Annotated in this window: 16 protein-coding genes; 8 read left to right on the forward strand and 8 right to left on the reverse strand. The window is 54.5% G+C overall.

The genetic code is table 11. The features are described 5' to 3' along the window. The first annotated feature begins 334 nt into the window (after window positions 1-334). Window positions 335-961 carry a 16S rRNA (guanine(966)-N(2))-methyltransferase RsmD gene (gene rsmD / locus ACTG33_RS11780; protein WP_439135415.1) on the forward strand — a complete coding sequence of 209 codons (627 nt, stop codon included), beginning with the start codon at window positions 335-337 and terminating at the stop codon, window positions 959-961. A gap of 224 nt (window positions 962-1,185) precedes the next feature. After that, window positions 1,186-1,665 (forward strand): pantetheine-phosphate adenylyltransferase, encoded by a 480-nt coding sequence (gene coaD / locus ACTG33_RS11785; protein ID WP_439135416.1) that lies wholly within the window; start codon window positions 1,186-1,188, stop codon window positions 1,663-1,665. Window positions 1,666-1,809: 144 nt separating this feature from the next. Here the strand turns inward: coaD and ACTG33_RS11790 are convergent, their stop codons facing one another. The 5 genes from ACTG33_RS11790 to radC all read right to left on the reverse strand — a co-directional run bounded on the left by ACTG33_RS11790 (window position 1,810) and on the right by radC (window position 4,600). Further along, window positions 1,810-2,133, reverse strand: a complete 324-nt coding sequence (locus tag ACTG33_RS11790) for a hypothetical protein (protein ID WP_439135417.1) — start codon at window positions 2,131-2,133, stop codon at window positions 1,810-1,812. Between the two features lie 128 nt (window positions 2,134-2,261). Continuing rightward, a complete protein-coding gene (mutM, locus tag ACTG33_RS11795) occupies window positions 2,262-3,077 on the reverse strand; it encodes a bifunctional DNA-formamidopyrimidine glycosylase/DNA-(apurinic or apyrimidinic site) lyase (RefSeq protein WP_439135418.1) in 816 nt (271 codons plus the stop codon). Between the two features lie 89 nt (window positions 3,078-3,166). Then, the gene (gene rpmG, locus ACTG33_RS11800) at window positions 3,167-3,334 is read right to left on the reverse strand and encodes a 50S ribosomal protein L33 (protein ID WP_216095924.1); all 168 of its coding nucleotides are present in this window, start codon (window positions 3,332-3,334) and stop codon (window positions 3,167-3,169) included. Between the two features lie 11 nt (window positions 3,335-3,345). Further along, window positions 3,346-3,582 (reverse strand): 50S ribosomal protein L28, encoded by a 237-nt coding sequence (gene rpmB, locus ACTG33_RS11805; RefSeq protein ID WP_439135429.1) that lies wholly within the window; start codon window positions 3,580-3,582, stop codon window positions 3,346-3,348. A 343-nt stretch (window positions 3,583-3,925) separates the two neighbouring features. Further along, on the reverse strand, window positions 3,926-4,600 hold the full coding sequence (gene radC, locus ACTG33_RS11810; RefSeq protein WP_439135419.1) for a RadC family protein: 675 nt from the start codon (window positions 4,598-4,600) through the stop codon (window positions 3,926-3,928). 170 nt (window positions 4,601-4,770) lie between these two features. On the opposite strand from radC, the gene coaBC reads away from it, so the two are divergent. The 4 genes from coaBC to slmA all read left to right on the forward strand — a co-directional run bounded on the left by coaBC (window position 4,771) and on the right by slmA (window position 10,603). Then, window positions 4,771-5,967 carry a bifunctional phosphopantothenoylcysteine decarboxylase/phosphopantothenate--cysteine ligase CoaBC gene (gene coaBC, locus ACTG33_RS11815; protein WP_439135420.1) on the forward strand — a complete coding sequence of 399 codons (1,197 nt, stop codon included), beginning with the start codon at window positions 4,771-4,773 and terminating at the stop codon, window positions 5,965-5,967. 198 nt (window positions 5,968-6,165) lie between these two features. Next, window positions 6,166-8,742, forward strand: coding sequence for a phosphomannomutase/phosphoglucomutase (locus ACTG33_RS11820; protein ID WP_439135421.1), 2,577 nt, complete (start codon window positions 6,166-6,168; stop codon window positions 8,740-8,742). A gap of 58 nt (window positions 8,743-8,800) precedes the next feature. Further along, window positions 8,801-9,706 carry an acetylglutamate kinase gene (gene argB, locus ACTG33_RS11825; protein ID WP_439135422.1) on the forward strand — a complete coding sequence of 302 codons (906 nt, stop codon included), beginning with the start codon at window positions 8,801-8,803 and terminating at the stop codon, window positions 9,704-9,706. A gap of 282 nt (window positions 9,707-9,988) precedes the next feature. Then, entirely contained in the window at window positions 9,989-10,603 is a 615-nt protein-coding gene (gene slmA, locus ACTG33_RS11830; RefSeq protein WP_439135423.1) for a nucleoid occlusion factor SlmA, read from the forward strand. Between the two features lie 98 nt (window positions 10,604-10,701). Here slmA and ACTG33_RS11835 read toward each other — a convergent pair whose 3' ends face one another. From ACTG33_RS11835 to ACTG33_RS11845, 3 genes are all read right to left on the reverse strand, one after another. Then, complete coding sequence (locus ACTG33_RS11835; RefSeq protein WP_439135424.1) at window positions 10,702-12,522, reverse strand: diguanylate cyclase; 1,821 nt, start codon at window positions 12,520-12,522, stop codon at window positions 10,702-10,704. Window positions 12,523-12,693: 171 nt separating this feature from the next. Beyond that, on the reverse strand, window positions 12,694-13,332 hold the full coding sequence (locus ACTG33_RS11840) for a thiol:disulfide interchange protein DsbA/DsbL (protein WP_439135425.1): 639 nt from the start codon (window positions 13,330-13,332) through the stop codon (window positions 12,694-12,696). 286 nt (window positions 13,333-13,618) lie between these two features. Further along, window positions 13,619-14,266 carry a c-type cytochrome gene (locus ACTG33_RS11845; RefSeq protein WP_439135426.1) on the reverse strand — a complete coding sequence of 216 codons (648 nt, stop codon included), beginning with the start codon at window positions 14,264-14,266 and terminating at the stop codon, window positions 13,619-13,621. Between the two features lie 229 nt (window positions 14,267-14,495). On the opposite strand from ACTG33_RS11845, the gene yihA reads away from it, so the two are divergent. Together yihA and ACTG33_RS11855 are read left to right on the forward strand one after the other, a co-directional pair. Beyond that, window positions 14,496-15,197 (forward strand): ribosome biogenesis GTP-binding protein YihA/YsxC, encoded by a 702-nt coding sequence (gene yihA / locus ACTG33_RS11850; protein WP_439135427.1) that lies wholly within the window; start codon window positions 14,496-14,498, stop codon window positions 15,195-15,197. Between the two features lie 424 nt (window positions 15,198-15,621). Next, the coding region (locus ACTG33_RS11855) for a TonB-dependent receptor plug domain-containing protein (RefSeq protein ID WP_439135428.1) at window positions 15,622-16,124 on the forward strand (503 nt) is incomplete at its 3' end.

Genomic DNA, 16,124 nt, shown 5'->3' on the forward strand with positions numbered 1-16,124 from the left:
CTGAGGCTCCTTACCGCCTTTTTTGAATCGCTTAAAAAAGTTACTGCTCACTGTACATTTAACCTCAAACCGTCCAATAGACCCCGGCTTTCACAAGCGCCGGGGCATTCTGTATGCTGAAAGCCGGGCATTTTACCGGCATACTGCGCGTTGTGGCAGTCCCTGTTTTCCTAATGCGGTAGTCCCGATGAGATTGCCCCGATGAGATTGCCCCGATACGGATGTCTCAATGTGGAGTTCTCGTTGTGGATCCCTGCCATCACCGCGATGACCGAGACCTGAAGACTTCGCGCATCCTACCATACAAACCTGAGCACCCACCCCGGAGATACTGTTGAACAAGCCCCGCCATCGTAAATCCCCGTCAAAGTCACAGACCCAGGCGGAACCCCGTCAAACCCTGAGAATCATTGGCGGCCAGTGGCGAGGACGCAAGCTGCCCTTTATCGGTGCCGAGGGGCTGCGACCGACGGGCGACCGTATCCGCGAAACCTTGTTTAACTGGCTGATGCCCGACTTACCCGGCGCTCGATGCCTGGATGTGTTCAGCGGTTCCGGAGCTCTGGGGCTGGAAGCCTTATCGCGCGGCGCTGAATCCTCAACCCTGCTCGAAATAAATCCGCAGGCAGCCACACAAATCCGTCAGAATCTGGCCTTGCTACAGAGCGATCAGGGCCAGGTGGTGCAAACGGACAGCCTGAAGTGGCTGCAACAACACAACGACGGCTCTCCTTATGACGTGATCTTCCTTGATCCACCGTTCCAACAGGATCTCTGGCAGGCAGCCATTGAAGCACTGGAGCAAAACAGCTGGCTCAGCGGCAATGCCGCAATCTACATTGAAACACCGAAAAGCGCCTCTCTGATGACCCCGCCCCACTGGCACCTGCACCGGGAGAAGCAGACCGGCGGCGTGTGCTATCGCCTTTTTTATCGCGACACCGCCAGCCCCGAAGCGTAAATTTCTGCCTCTCGCGGGAGAGAATTTCTGCAAAAAACTGCCAGTCACGGGGTTTTTGCGCTAGGTTTTGAGTGAAATAGTCCGAGTAGGTTTTGTACTGTTCGCGCAAATTGTTTACCATCGCGCCTCTTTATTGCAGGTACCAGCGTTTTAAGCGGGTTATCAGCACACTAGAAAACGGGCTCGCAACAGAAAAAGCCCGCCAAAAACAGTGAGAGAGTCCCATGAAGCACGTGGTTTACCCTGGCACCTTCGATCCCATCACCAACGGCCACATCGATCTGGTTGAAAGGGCTTGTCGCCTGTTCGACAAGGTCACCGTCGCCATTGCCGCCAGCACCAAGAAAAACCCCCTGTTCACGCTGGAACAGCGCGTTGAGCAAGTCACAAAAGTACTGGCCCATCTCGACAATGTGGAAATCTGCGGCTTTGATATCCTGCTGGCCGATCTGGTCAAGCAAAAGCAGGCGAATGGCGTGTTGCGCGGTCTGCGCGCAGTATCGGATTTCGAATACGAATTCCAGCTGGCGAACATGAATCGCGCGCTGATGCCGGATATGGAAAGTCTGTTTTTAACGCCCGCCGAGCACCTGTCTTATATTTCTTCGTCTCTGGTGCGGGAAATTGCCTCTCTGGGAGGGGATGTCTCGAAGTTTGTTCATCCGATCGTGGCAGTCGAACTAAAACACAAGTTCGGTAACTGATCGCATGTGACATCATGTGACAAAGACAGCAGCTACATGTGACAAAGACAGCAGCTACTTTCTGAAAAAGGCGCCCATCTGACAAGATCGGCGCCTTTTCTTTTGCTGGCTTAGCTTTTGCGAACTTAGCTCTTTACCGGATGATCAGTCTCTATCGACCCGGTAACCGCTCTGAGTACAACCCAGACAGCGGAAGAAGGTATTTTCCGCCGGCCCGACCACCAGTGTGTCGGCTGCCTGCATTGAATTGCCCGCCGCCAGAGAGAACGGCAGCGACACCAGCCACACGGCAGACCCCACCACCGTGGTGGCCAGCATAAAGGGTCTCACCACGACCAGATCACCGGTCATGGCCAGTGCTGTAGGCTCTTCATCAACGGTATTCACACCAGCCGCCAGAGTCAGGGGGCTGACCGCCATCAGTGCGGCCAGAGCGGTGGCTTTCCACCAGCGAGATTGCTTCAACACAGGATTCTCCTTATTCATTCCATTCTGTCGTGGTCTGGCGCCTAAACTACCCACTGAACTGGCGCCACCCTTTTGTTTTTGTGCTTATAACCCAGTTAATAAACGCTTATAACCTATCCATTGTAGCCCTAGCGCTGACAGCTCGTACAGTACACAGTCGACCTTTGTCCCAGGCGGATCTCTTTCAGCGGCTTTTTGCACTGCTGACAGGGCTGCCCCTGACGACCATAAACCAACAGTTGCTGCTGAAAGTATCCCGGTTTGCCATCGCCACCGACAAAATCCTTCAGGGTGGTGCCGCCCTGCTCAATAGCGCGCGCCAGCACCAGCTTGATTTCACTCACCAGGCGCTCCATAGCGGCTCTGGAAACCGTTCCGGCAGCCCGGGTTGGACGAATGCCCGCGGCAAACAAAGCTTCGTTGGCGTAGATATTACCCACTCCGACTACCACCTTGCTGTCCATAATAAACGCCTTAATCGCCTGCTTGCGCTTGCGTGAACGCTGGTAGAGATAGTCCGTATCGAACAGCTCTTCCAGCGGCTCCGGCCCCAGATGCCCCAACAGCTGATGCTCGAGCAGAGGCTCCGAGGTCCACAGCACGGCGCCGAAACGGCGGGGATCATTCAGTCTCAGAACACACTTTTCACCAAAGTCGATATCCACATGATCGTGGTAACCCGGATCTTCGCGACGCTCCACAATCCGCAAATTGCCCGACATACCCAAATGAACCAGGAGGTGACCCGTGGGAAACCTGAGCAGTAAGTACTTACCTCGGCGACTCACGCCCAGCAGTTTTCGCCCCACCACCTGCTCAGCAAGATCCACAGGCACCGGCCAGCGCAACTGGGGCTGACGCACCACCACCGCCTTAACCGCTCGGTTGACAATATGAGGTGCAATCCCCCGGCAGGTGGTTTCCACTTCGGGTAATTCAGGCATAGCGTATCCCTGGTTTGGTTATTATCGCCCCAGACGCAAAAAGCCCGACACGAGGCCGGGCTTTTCTGAGGCAATCAAGCAAGAGTGTCTTACTTAATTTTGCCTTCTTTGTACATCACGTGCTTACGAGCAACGGGATCGTACTTTTTCATCTCCATTTTTTCTGGAGTGTTGCGCTTGTTTTTGTCGGTCGTGTAGAAGTGACCAGTACCAGCGCTGGAGTTCAGACGGATTTTTTCGCGTGCACCTTTAGCCATGATTCAGTTCCTTATACCTTCTCGCCGCGTGTACGGATTTCAGACAAGACAGTTTCAATGCCTCTCTTGTCGATAATACGCATACCTTTAGAAGAAACGCGCAATTTTACAAAGCGCTTCTCGGACTCAACCCAAAAACGGTGAGAGTGAAGGTTTGGCAAAAAACGACGCTTAGTGTGGTTTTTTGCGTGAGATACATTGTTACCGGTAATTGGACGCTTACCAGTTACCTGACATACCTTGGACATCTTTATTGCCTCATCTTTAAACGGGTCATTGCTGCCGGACAGCAATTATTAATTCTTTAATCAAAAACGGCGACTTTTAAAGGCCTTCAAACGGGGCGAAATCCGTCGCAAAAGCGCGTCGGCTGGAGCCCTGATTCAAGCAGCCAGCCTAAAAATCATTTGGGCCAGTCACAGAGAGCGGCGTTTTATACCAGAACAGGTAGCCAATAGCAAATATTCGCTGTTTTTTTGTGCAACTTTTCGCAGACCGCTTTTGACCTAAAATTTCGACTAAATAGTCTCAAGGCCACGCGGGCTCTAGCTTGGCGAGCCCAGATCGCAGTTTAGAGAACCTGAAACATCGCTAAAGCAGTCCGCGCTCGGCAAATGACAGCACTTGTGCCTCGCCCACGACCATATGATCCAGCACCCGGATATCCACCAACCCCAATGCCTTCTGTAAACGCGTGGTGATGTGCTTATCAGCCTGACTCGGCTCGGCAATACCTGAGGGGTGATTGTGAGCCAGAATAACCGCGGCAGCGTTGTGAGACAGGGCCAGTTTGACCACTTCCCGCGGGTAGACACTGGCGGCATCGATGGTGCCCTGAAACAGCTCGTGATAACCGATCAGATGGTGCTGGTTGTCCAGTAGCAGGACACTGAACACCTCCCTCGGCCGGTGACGCAACTCGGCACGCAGGTAATCTTTCACCATCTGCGGGTTCTCAAAGCCCTGCCCCTGCTCCATGACCGACGACAGGTGCCGGCGTCCCATCTCCAGTACCGCTTGCAGCTGAGTGTATTTGGCATCCCCCAGACCGTGCGCCGAACAAAACCCGGCCCGATCTGCCTCAAGGATCTGCCGCAGGCCGCCAAAGCTGTTCAACAGCTCGCGAGCCAGATCCACCGCAGACTTGCCGGAACACCCAGTGCGCAGAAAAATGGCCAGCAACTCGGCGTCCGACAGGGCTTTCGCGCCTTTAGCCAACAGCTTTTCCCGCGGTCGCTCCAGCGACGGCCAGTCCCGAATACTCATGCTTCACTCCCTGTGAACGGTTCCCTGATGGCCGAACCTGGCCTGATGACAAAATTAAGTGACGCAATAAAAGGGTTCCACACGCCTTAATTTTGGCCGCTGACTTCATCGAAACCCGCGTCAGTGGTATCTTAAGCGCCATTTATCTCTCTCGCCAGCCGGAAGAAAGTATGAGTTCGCTGACCAACAAGCAGATTTTACTCGGGGTGACCGGCGGTATCGCCGCCTACAAAAGCGCCGAGCTGATTCGCCGGCTGCAAGACCAGGGCGCCAATGTGCGCGTGATCATGACTGCCGCCGCCCAGGAATTTATCACTCCTCTGACGCTGCAAGCCCTGTCCGGCAATCCGGTGCACACCACGCTGCTGGATCCTGAGGCCGAAGCGGGCATGGGGCACATTGAACTGGCGCGCTGGGCCGATCTGTTATTGGTGGCTCCCGCCAGTGCCGACTTTATTGCGCGTTTAGTGAACGGCAAGGGTGATGACCTGCTGACCACGGTTTGTCTCGCGACAGCAGCACCCATCTGTCTGGCGCCAGCCATGAATCAGGGCATGTGGCACAGTCCGGCGACTCAAGACAACCTCGCCAAGCTGAGTCAGCGCAAAATCGTCTGCTTTGGCCCCGCTGAGGGTTCTCAGGCCTGTGGCGATGTGGGCCCGGGGCGGATGCTGGAACCCACCGAACTGGCCAATTTAACCGCTCGCCAGTTCGTCCACGGTGAGCTATCCGGGAAATCGGTAGTGATTACCGCCGGTCCCACCCGGGAAGCCATCGATCCGGTGCGCTACATCAGCAATCACAGTTCCGGCAAAATGGGTTACGCTTTGGCACAGGCCGCCATAGAAGCCGGAGCCAAAGTCACACTGATCAGCGGCCCTACCAACCTGGCACCACCGGAGCGCTGCCACTACATCGGCATCGAAAGCGCTCAGGAGATGTACGATGCCAGCATGCGGACGCTGTCAGACTGCGATCTGTTTATCGCCGCGGCAGCGGTTGCCGATTACCGCCCGGCCAGTGCCGCCGAACAGAAAATCAAGAAGACCGGGCAGGACACCATGACCATCGAGATGGTGAAGAATCCGGACATCGTCACCGCGGTGGCCGCCAGCCAACCGCGTCCCATGACCGTCGGCTTTGCCGCCGAGACTCAGGATGTGGTCGGCTACGCCCGCGGCAAACTGGAGCGCAAAAACCTCGACGTTGTGATCGCCAACGATGTCTCGCAGGCCGGTATCGGCTTTAACAGCGACGACAATGCCGTCACCATCGTCTGGCCCGGCAGCGAAGAAAGCCTCTCCCAGCGCAGTAAAGCTCAGCTGGCCAGAGAGCTGATTGAGCGTCTGGCGGATAAGCTGAGCTGAGCATTTGAGGCAAGGAAAGAACAGCACCTCACTCGGCACAGCTATGCATGCCGGAAGAGCTATTCAAGTCGTAAGAACTACGCATATCGGCGGAACTCTGCATATCAGCGGAACTACACATAATCGGCAGAACCACAAATAAAAGCCTGTGAACCGGGAGAGCAGCCTCCCGGCAGCGAACGTAAAGGAACCACCCCAGTGGCAAAAAAGAAACAAACCGCACCGAAGAAAAAGCCCTCGTTCAACGCCGAGCTGCCTGTGATCACCACGGTGGCATTGGCAGCCGTGCTGCTGTTGATCGCCGCCAGCGGTTACTGGAGCTACGACCGCTGGATTGCCCAGGTGCAGCAAGAGCGTCTGGCTCAGTACAGCCAGCAACAGGCTAAGCAACGCGCCGACGACATCGCGTTCTACATTCAGGAACAGCAAAAACAGCTGAATAACTTCTCGGAGCGCTCCGCCATTCTGCGGGCCACTCGCAACACCAATCCCGAAATGACCGCCAGCCTGATCAACAATCTGAAGACAGCCTACCCAGACGCGCTGAGCTTTAAGCTGCTGAATCTCGATCGCAATGATCACCTGGTGAGCGCCGCCGCTCCCGAATCGGATACGCCAGAACCGACCAACACGCTCAAACCACTGAGTTTTACCGAGCTGGACATGATTAACCGGGCCGAGCGTCAGCAAGCCGTGCCACCGGAAGCCCTCAAAATCGGCAAGCAATGGTATCTGCATTTTATTGCCCCCGTGGTAGACCCGACGCTGAACGCTATGGATTCCGCCCCAGCCGACACCAATACACAGAAGCCGACAGCGTCGAACAACGATCAGACATCCACACCTGCACCTTCCGACGCTTCCGGAGTGACCGCAACGCTGCTGATCACCCTGCCGGCAACCGAGTTATTCCAGCGCATTCGTCAGAAAGCGCCAGAATTGGGTCAAACTCAACTGATGCGGGACAATACAGGCCAACCCGTTTCCATTTTCACCGCCAGTCAGGGGGATGTCGGCCCGGCTGTCACCAGCTCTGTGGCTGACAGTGAGTGGCTTATCAGATTTACCCCGTCAGACACGCTCGCCGCACAGGCCGCCGAAAGTCCGCTGCTGCTGATTTTGATTCATCTGGTCGTTGGCGGCGCACTCTTGGGACTTGTTTACTGGCTGACCGGTAAGTTCGATCCTCAGCGGCTCTCGAAAGATCTGGCAGCGACTCAGTCAGACAACAGACACGCTCAACCCGACATGAGTGCGCATCTCAACAACCGCAACTTTCAAGATCACGACATCCTCGACCTGCACGTTGCCGAAGAAGATGAGAACTTGCTCGGTCTGCAAGAAAAAGAGCGTTCTGTCCGCAAAGCCAGCCAAAGCACAGAACCTGTCACTGAACAAATCGAGCTACCGGATGAAATTTTCCGCGCCTATGACATTCGCGGCCTGGCCCATACTCAGATTACCCCGGAGCTGGCACAACAGGTTGGGCAGGCTGTGGCCAGTGAAGCGCTGGCTGCGGGAGACAGCAGCCTGTTTGTCGCCCGCGACGGACGCAATCACAGCCCAGAGCTGTGCGAAGCCCTGATTGCAGGCATTCTCAGCACTGGCTGTGATGTCATCAATCTGGGAGCCATTCCTACCCCTCTGCTGTATTTTGCCACCTGTGAGCTGCCCGACAGCAACAGCGGCGTGATGGTCACCGCCAGCCACAATGCCGCCGAGTACAACGGCTTCAAAATGGTGATTAACGGCCGCACGCTGGTGGATACCGATGTGCAGAACATCAAAACCCGTATCCAGACCCGGGATGTATTTGGAGGTCAGGGCACCGAAACCTCGCAACAGGTTATCCCTGAATACATCGATCGGATATTCTCCGACGTCGCTCTGGCCGGCGACGTCAAACTGGTGATCGATGCTGGCAACGGTATTACCGGCGGAGTCGCGCCCCAACTGTTCGAAGAGCTGGGTTGTGACGTCGAGGCGCTGTTCTGTGATATCGACGGCAGCTTCCCCAACCACGATCCCGACCCAACCATCGAGGCCAATCTGCAGGAATTGATCCGCACCGTGCAAAGCACCGAAGCCGATCTGGGCGTGGCCTTCGACGGCGATGGCGACCGTCTGGTGCTGGTCACCCCCAAAGGCCAGATCATCTGGCCCGACCGCCTGCTGATGCTGTTTGCCAAAGATATTGTCGCCCGCAATCCCGGCGCCGACGTGCTGTTCGATGTGAAGTGCACCCGCGAACTGAACTCGCTGGTCAGCAGCTACGGTGGCCGCCCGATTATGTGGAAGGCCGGTCATTCCAACATGAAAACCAAGATGCAGGAAACCGGTGCGCTGGTGGGCGGCGAAATGTCCGGCCACATCTTCATCAAGGATCGCTGGTACGGTTTCGACGATGGCATGTACGCGGCCGCCCGCCTGCTGGAAATCATGACCCTGCGGGATCAGGATATGGACTCGCTGTTTGACAGTTTCCCTAACCTGCCCTCAACACCGGAGCTGAAAATCCCCGTTGCCGAAACACGTAAATTTGAGCTGGTGGAACAACTGGTTGAAAACGGAGACTTTCAGAACGGCAGACCCATTACCATTGACGGTTTGCGGGTCGACTTTCCCAAAGGTTGGGGACTGGTTCGGGCCTCTAACACCTCAGCCGCATTGACCCTGCGTTTCGAAGCGGAAACCGAAGAGGTTCTTGTTCAGCTACAAGAGCTCTTCAAGCGAGAGCTGTTAAAAATAGACAGCTCACTGGATATTCCTTTTTAGCAAACAACTTTAACAAACAACGTTTAACAGACACGTTTAATAGACAACGGATTTAACTATGTCTCTGAATCGCGATGCCGCCATCAATGTGGCCAATGTACTTACCGAAGCTCTGCCCTACATCCAACGCTTCACCAATCGCACCATTGTGGTGAAGTTTGGCGGCAACGCCATGGTCGATGAAGCGCTGCAAAACAGCTTCGCCCGCGACATTGTGCTGATGAAACTGGTGGGCATGAACCCCATCGTGGTTCACGGTGGCGGACCGCAAATCGGTGATCTGCTGAACAAATTGAACATCCATTCCGAGTTTGTCGACGGCATGCGTGTCACCGACAGCCAGACCATGGACGTAGTGGAAATGGTACTCGGCGGTTCGGTGAACAAACAGATCGTCAGCCTGATCAACGCCAACGGTGGCTCCGCCATCGGAGTCACCGGCAAAGACGGTCAGTTGATCCGCGCCCGCAAACTGCAGGTCACTCGCAACAGTCCGGATTTGGCCGCGCCTGAAATCATCGATATCGGTCATGTGGGCGAAGTCGCGAGCATTGATACCTCAGTGATCGACATGCTGCTCAACAGTGATTTCATTCCGGTGATTGCGCCGATTGGTGTCGATAAAGACGGCCATTCCTACAACATCAACGCCGATCTGGTAGCCGGTAAAATTGCCGAAGTCTTACAGGCGGAGAAGCTGATGCTGCTCACCAATGTCGCCGGGCTGCTGGATAAATCCGGTGAAGTACTGACCGGGCTGACCACTCGCCAGGTCGATAGTCTGATTGAAGACGGCACTATCTATGGTGGCATGCTGCCCAAAATCGCCTGCGCTCTGGATGCCGTCAAAGGTGGCGTCACCAGTGCACATATCGTCGATGGCCGTGTCGACCACGCGGTTTTGCTGGAAATATTCACTGACCAGGGAGTCGGTACGCTGATCACCAATAAACAGCAGCCCTGAAACCCGTGGCACGGGTTTCAACACACAGTAATTGAACAAAAAGACGGTTTTTCGGCATCCCCCTTATTGATGCGGCTCAAGTAACTCGCTAGGATAGTCTTGGCATGCAGCAGCCACAGCCCGAAATTACCGTCATGTATGGCTGTAATAAGAACTGCCAGAACAACATTAAAATCCAACAACAACGCGAAAACGCAACCTACAGTTACCCGACAGATTCTGAACAGCAGAGCATGACCAAGATCTGTGACCGACTGTATTTATCAAGGTCAGCACACACCCATGAGCAAGCCCAGCACCAAAGTTTCCCGCCGTCAGCAAATTCTGGAATCACTGGCTCATATGTTGGAAGTGTCTCCTGGTGCCCGCATCACCACCGCGGCTCTGGCAAAGGAAGTGGGCGTCTCGGAAGCGGCTCTGTATCGTCACTTCCCCAGCAAGTCGAAAATGTTTGAAGGCCTGATTGAATTTATCGAAGAAACGCTTTTTTCGCGTATCGGTCTGATCACCAACGATGAGTCCCCTGCGCTGGCCCGCTGCAACAAGATTCTTTTTCTGCTGCTCACTTTTACCGAGCGCAACCCCGGTATCACGCGACTGCTGACCGGCGACGCACTGACTGGCGAGACCGAACGTCTGCGCGCTCGCGTCGTACAATTGTTTGATCGTCTGGAAACCCAGATTAAACAGATTTTGCGGGAAGCCGAGATTCGCGAAGGTGTCCGTCCGGTACTGCCGGTTACGGCAGCCGCCAACTTGTTAATGGCTACGGCCGAAGGTCGCATCTCACAGTTTGTTCGCAGCGAGTTTAAACGCGCACCCACCGAGTACTGGGAAGAGCAATGGCCCATTCTGGTCAGCGGCTTCTTCCGCGAATCCTTACAGCCCGTCAACTAATCCTCACAACCAGTCACAATTAGTCTTTACGCCATTAATTCAAAGCCACTGGCGAAGCCGATCCTCTCTTAAATTCCGAGTCTTAACTATCCGGCCCACTAAGCCAGGCAGCGATTGCGGCCCTGCTCCTTGGCTTGATACAACAGTTTATCGGCTCGGGCAAACGCCTGTTCCAAAGTCTCCTTCCCCTCCAGTCCGACCAATCCCGCTGACAAAGTGACCTGCACCGGCTCATCTTTAAAGCGGAAAGGTGTCCCGGCAATGACCGAGCGTATCTTGTCCAGTAATTGCAAGCCATCGGCCAACTGAGTATCGGGCAATAGCATGACGAATTCTTCTCCGCCATAGCGGGCAATAAAATCCACACGCCGCAGACGTCCACTCAGAGCCTTGCTCAATACCTGCAAGACTCGATCGCCCGTCTGATGACCGTAGCTATCATTAATGCGCTTGAAATGATCGATATCACACACCACCAATGTCAAAGGATGGCCGTAACGCTGCCAGCGCTGCCATTCCAGATGGGCGCGATCATTCCAGGCTTCGCGATTGGGCAAACCGGTGAGGGCATCCGTTAACGCTTTCTCCCGTGCAGACGCCAGGGCTTCACGGGCATCCGCCGCCTCCTGCTCAACCTGTCTGACGCGGGTCAGCAAACGTTTGAGTTGCTCGCCCGCGCCCTCCTGACCTGACATCTGGTCAGACGCCGCCTGACGGCGCTGCAGGGCGTCCTGAATCACGTGCAGGTGCGAGTGGATTTCCTGCTTAAGACTGCTGACCTCGGTGGCTACCGCCACTGAACGTCCCAGAGAGCCCAGCTGCTGATTGAGGGTCGAGGCAAACAGCGCCTCTTCTTCCTCCCACGCCTGATGAGCATTCACACTGCCCTCCAGCTCCGGAAGGATGTCAGACAGTACCCCATGGATATGTTGCAGGTAGGAACGATATTCTTCATCGGCCGTCAGATAGGCCTGCAACACCAGATCGCGAATGTCTTCCAGGGTGGGCACCAGCTCGTACCAGTTGAGGCCGTTTTCCATCCGCTGGCGCGCCGCCAATGCTTTTTGCGCCGTGCAGCCGACAGGCTCAACCTTATCCAAAAGATCCGTCAGAACCCGATGCACCTTATCCGAGACCCGGGAGAACGCTGGTTCAAACACCGGTCGTTGCAATACGGCTTCTTTTTGATCCGCGGCTTCAGCTTCTTCACGGGTTTGCAGCAGACCTTCCACCTCGCCCTCGGGCATCGGATCGATCTGCGCCTCGGTTTCAGCATGAACAGCAATGTCTATGGCAGGCTCAGCATCGGCAACTGGCTCGGCTTCGGAGACAGGGGTATCTTTAGATGTCGGCTTTGGTTTCGCCTCCTCCTCAAACGCTGCCGGGGGCTCATCAGCGCTTTCTGACGCCGATGGGGTTCGCCGCAGAAAGCGACTGAATAAGCCTGAAGAGCTCTGTTCTTGATCCGGTAAATTCTCTATGGCCTGCGCCTGGATCTCGGCCAGTGTCGACAGCACCGCAGCCGTCTCCAACGTCTCATCAGAGCTTAGCTGTTTGCTCAATGTCTTCAGTAAACGATTGTGGGCGGGATACTGCTGTTGAGCCTGCTGAACTAAAGCCATCAGGGCCTGTTGCTGATCAGCCTGCCGCTTTTCATAGTGTTTCTCATAGCTCAGAAGGGAAGTCTCAACCTGTTCGATGGCACTCTCCAGTTGCACCCCATCCTCTTTTAGCGTGTTTCTTAAACGGGAGAGACTGGAATCCAGTTCGGCATCATAACCTTCCGCTGCCAGACTGACGCGCACCACCGCTCGCCGCAACAGTTCCTGCTGCTCCGTGAATACCCGTTGCTGGGCTTCCTGCTCGTCGAGCAAGTCGGCGTATTTTTCCCGCCAATCGGTACCGTTGGTAGATTGCATGATGTGCCCTTTTGAGTGTGCCAGAAGGTTATCGGCCAAAAGGGATCAAGGTTGAGAGCGAGCGAGAAAGGGAAAAACGAGGGGAAAATCGATGTGAGATGCACAGAAGGTGATCACCTCACATCAGGCGCCGTGACCGACGCCATCGTCCAGAGTTCGACAGATTCGAACTCAGCCGCGCTCAGCGCGAATCTTGGCCACCAAAAAGTCGGCGACGTCCAGCATTTCCTTCTGACCACCGGCCATACGGGCACTGATGCGGTATTTACCGTCCACAACCACTTCCGGTGTACCGGTAATCTTGTAGCTGCGAGCGCGGGCATCAGCTTGCTTTACCTGGCTGGTCACACCAAAAGACTTATAGGTCTTTTCGAAGGTTTCTTCATCCACACCGTAGTCAGCAAAGAAGTCCGCCAGCTCATCCACATCCGCCAAACGCTTGCGCTCCAGATTCAGGGCGTTAAACAGCGGCTGATGTACTTTATCCAGAATACCCAGTGCTTTAGCGACGTAGAACGCGTGTGCGTGAACTTTCATGGCATCGTTCCACATGGCAGGAGAACGCTCAAAATCCACATCGGCTGGCTGCTTCTCTGCCCACTGATGCACGATAGGCTCAAACTGGAAACAATGGCCACAGCCGTACCAAAAGACTTCGGTCACTTCAATTTTGCTTGGATCCATCGTCCGTACAGGATTATCCAGCACCACATAATGAGTACCGGCTTTAAAGGCCGGAGCCGCGGCCTGATCGTCAGCACAAGCCACCAAAGAAACCATCAAGGCAAAGATTGCCACCATTACACGCATGTTATCGCTCCATAAACTTTATCATTAAGGGTTTCGGCGCCGCGCCGAACCGCACGTTATTAAGACCTCATTTACGATTGAGGTTCCCTATCCTGCTGAAATTAAACCGATTAATACCAATCTGGCTGCCTTGGTTCGCTATCGTCGACCACAGCCACCTTGTCTCCGATCAATAAGTACCTTACTGCCGGTACCAATAGCAATGCCAACAGTGACCACCGTGGCCAGAATGATAAATGATACCCATAAAAAAAGCGGCCGAAGCCGCTTTTTTTACCACCCGAACTCAGTTCAGGCCAGAAATGTAATTGGCCAATGCCTTGATTTCCGCATCGCTCAAGTGCTGAGCCACCTGACGCATAATCATCTGGTCGCCATCATTCACACGCTCACCGGCGCGGAACGCACGCAACTGCTTTTCAATGTATTCAGCGTGCTGGCCACTCAAGCGAGGATAAGCAGCCGGGGCGTTACCCAGACCACGTGGCGAGTGACAACCGGTACAGGCCGGGGCACCCACGTCAGGATTGCCTGAACGGAAAATCTTCTCACCGAGTTTCAGTCCATCGACTTCAATACCGGAATTCACCAGCACGGTCATGGGCTTTGCACCCGCCAGCTGCAAAGGCTTGCTGTCATAGTAAGCCGCAATATCTTCCAGATCCTGATCGGTCAGGGCATCCAGCAAACCGGTCATCTCGGCCACATTGCGGGTGCCGGATTTAATATCGTGCATCTGCTTGAGGAGGTATTTCTCACCCAATCCAGCCAGTTTCGGATAGTTCGGAGCCGGACTGTTACCGTCTGCACCGTGACAGGCAGAACATACCGCCACTTTGCTTTCCCCTGCGGCAGGGTCACCGGCGGCCAGTGCGCCTTGCGCTGCTGCGATAAAACCTACGGCGATAATGGCCTGTTTGAAGATGTTTTTCATTGGCTAATCCGTCAATATTTTTAGTCGTTGATCATGTAAATGATCTGAGTTGAACCATTCTGGGTTAAAACACTCTGGGTTGAAACATTTCTGGGCTGAAACATTATAGTCGTCTCGACTACCCCCCACAGGGCCGTACGAGCTACAATTGCGGCCAGCAAGGGCGCGCTCAAATCGCAGCATTATATACTAACCGCCTGAAATCTCACTATTTTTGCAGGGTTATCTCTTGAGCCAGCACAACACCACCGATCAAAACGGCAGTCACAGCGCCAGCCCACGCACAAACTCTCGCCTCAACTACACAAAAGCAGAGTTTACCCAAAGTGCCCCCTCAATTCGACAGTGTCCCCCGGATATTGGGGCCGAAGTCGCTTTTGCGGGTCGCTCCAATGCGGGTAAATCCAGCGCCATTAATGCTCTGACCAGCAACCACAAGCTGGCTCGCACCAGTAAAACCCCCGGCCGCACGCAACTGATTAACTTCTTTGCTCTGAGCGACACTCAAAGGCTAGTCGATCTGCCCGGCTATGGCTACGCCAAGGTTCCCCTGAAAATGAAACAGGAGTGGGAACGCAACCTGTCTGAATACCTGCGCGAGCGCCAGTGCCTGCGCGGTATGATTCTGCTGATGGACACCCGTCACCCGATGCAGGAATTCGACACCACCATGCTCAACTGGGCGATCAGTGCCGAGATGCCTGTGCATATTCTGCTGACCAAGGCCGACAAGCTGAAAAAGGGCCCGGCTCAATCTACGCTGTTGGCGCTGCGCAAGCATCTGGAAGAAGCCCAGGTCGACGATCTGGTCACGGCACAATTGTTTTCATCACTGAAAAAAACCGGCATCGATCAGCTGATCAAGCAATTGAACCAGTGGCTGGCCCTTCCCGAAACACCCGCAGAAGACATTACTCAGGACAAACCCTGAGTAATTTCCCCGGCCATCTCGGAAAACAGCGCTTCGCAATGCTCTGATTGGTCATTATTCCAAATTTTCATAATTATTTTTATCAATAGTAGTCCATTCACACTATTGATTCACCACCGTCAACAATTGGCTAAAAAGTGGTTTTTGAGGTCATTTCGCACAAAAAACACGCCAAATACAGGTTTACCCAAATTTCTCTCCCCCAGAAGCCCATCCCCAACATCCAACTTCGACAATAGGGGCTTGCACTGCTCTATTCGATTCCACTAGTTTTAGGGCAGCCGCAATTCAGAGCCATTGAATCAGATCACAACTCTGATCAACGCTTCCCGATTGCGGCACTAATAAAAATAAACACAAGCGTCCGGCCATAACCGTCTCTAAATGACAATCCGTGGTCGACGCACCTAGAGAGGAAGTTGATATGATCTATCAGCCCACTAAGCTGGCACTCGCCATCGGCCTTGTAGCCGCCACACAATCCATGAGCGGTGTGGCTCAAAGCAACAACAACGATGTTCTCGAAGAAGTTACCGTTTACGCGCAGAAGCGTGAGCAATCCATCCTGGAAGTCCCCATTTCCGTTGCCTCCTACAGTGGTGATTCACTGGAGCAGGCGCAGATTCGCGATCTGAGCGATCTGCAACAGGTAGCGCCAAGCCTGGTGTTTAACAGTTCATCCGGCGCCACCCAATCCATTATGACCATTCGCGGCATCGGTACCGCTGGCCAGAACTCCGGTCTGGAACAATCCGTGGGTGTGTTTATCGACGGTGTTTACCGCGGTCGTCCCGGTTCTGCGTTGAGTGATTTCGTGGATGTGGAATCCGTCGAAGTCCTGCGCGGCCCACAGGGTACCCTGTTCGGTCGTAACACCTCAGCCGGTGTGATCAGCGTCCGCACCAAAAAGCCTTCATATGAAGCGGG

The sequence above is a fragment of the Pseudomaricurvus sp. genome (genome assembly GCF_965662505.1).
Taxonomy (GTDB): domain Bacteria; phylum Pseudomonadota; class Gammaproteobacteria; order Pseudomonadales; family Cellvibrionaceae; genus Pseudomaricurvus.

Bases quoted from the DNA above. Each gene is read 5' to 3' on its own strand.
- mutM (WP_439135418.1), bottom strand. From the start codon at position 3,077: ATGCCTGAATTACCCGAAGTGGAAACCACCTGCCGGGGGATTGCACCT.
- slmA (WP_439135423.1), top strand. From the start codon at position 9,989: ATGAGCAAGCCCAGCACCAAAGTTTCCCGCCGTCAGCAAATTCTGGAA.
- ACTG33_RS11835 (WP_439135424.1), bottom strand. From the start codon at position 12,522: ATGCAATCTACCAACGGTACCGATTGGCGGGAAAAATACGCCGACTTG.
- rpmB (WP_439135429.1), bottom strand. From the start codon at position 3,582: ATGTCCAAGGTATGTCAGGTAACTGGTAAGCGTCCAATTACCGGTAAC.
- ACTG33_RS11840 (WP_439135425.1), bottom strand. From the start codon at position 13,332: ATGCGTGTAATGGTGGCAATCTTTGCCTTGATGGTTTCTTTGGTGGCT.
- ACTG33_RS11845 (WP_439135426.1), bottom strand. From the start codon at position 14,266: ATGAAAAACATCTTCAAACAGGCCATTATCGCCGTAGGTTTTATCGCA.
- rpmG (WP_216095924.1), bottom strand. From the start codon at position 3,334: ATGGCTAAAGGTGCACGCGAAAAAATCCGTCTGAACTCCAGCGCTGGT.
- argB (WP_439135422.1), top strand. From the start codon at position 8,801: ATGTCTCTGAATCGCGATGCCGCCATCAATGTGGCCAATGTACTTACC.
- coaBC (WP_439135420.1), top strand. From the start codon at position 4,771: ATGAGTTCGCTGACCAACAAGCAGATTTTACTCGGGGTGACCGGCGGT.
- coaD (WP_439135416.1), top strand. From the start codon at position 1,186: ATGAAGCACGTGGTTTACCCTGGCACCTTCGATCCCATCACCAACGGC.
- radC (WP_439135419.1), bottom strand. From the start codon at position 4,600: ATGAGTATTCGGGACTGGCCGTCGCTGGAGCGACCGCGGGAAAAGCTG.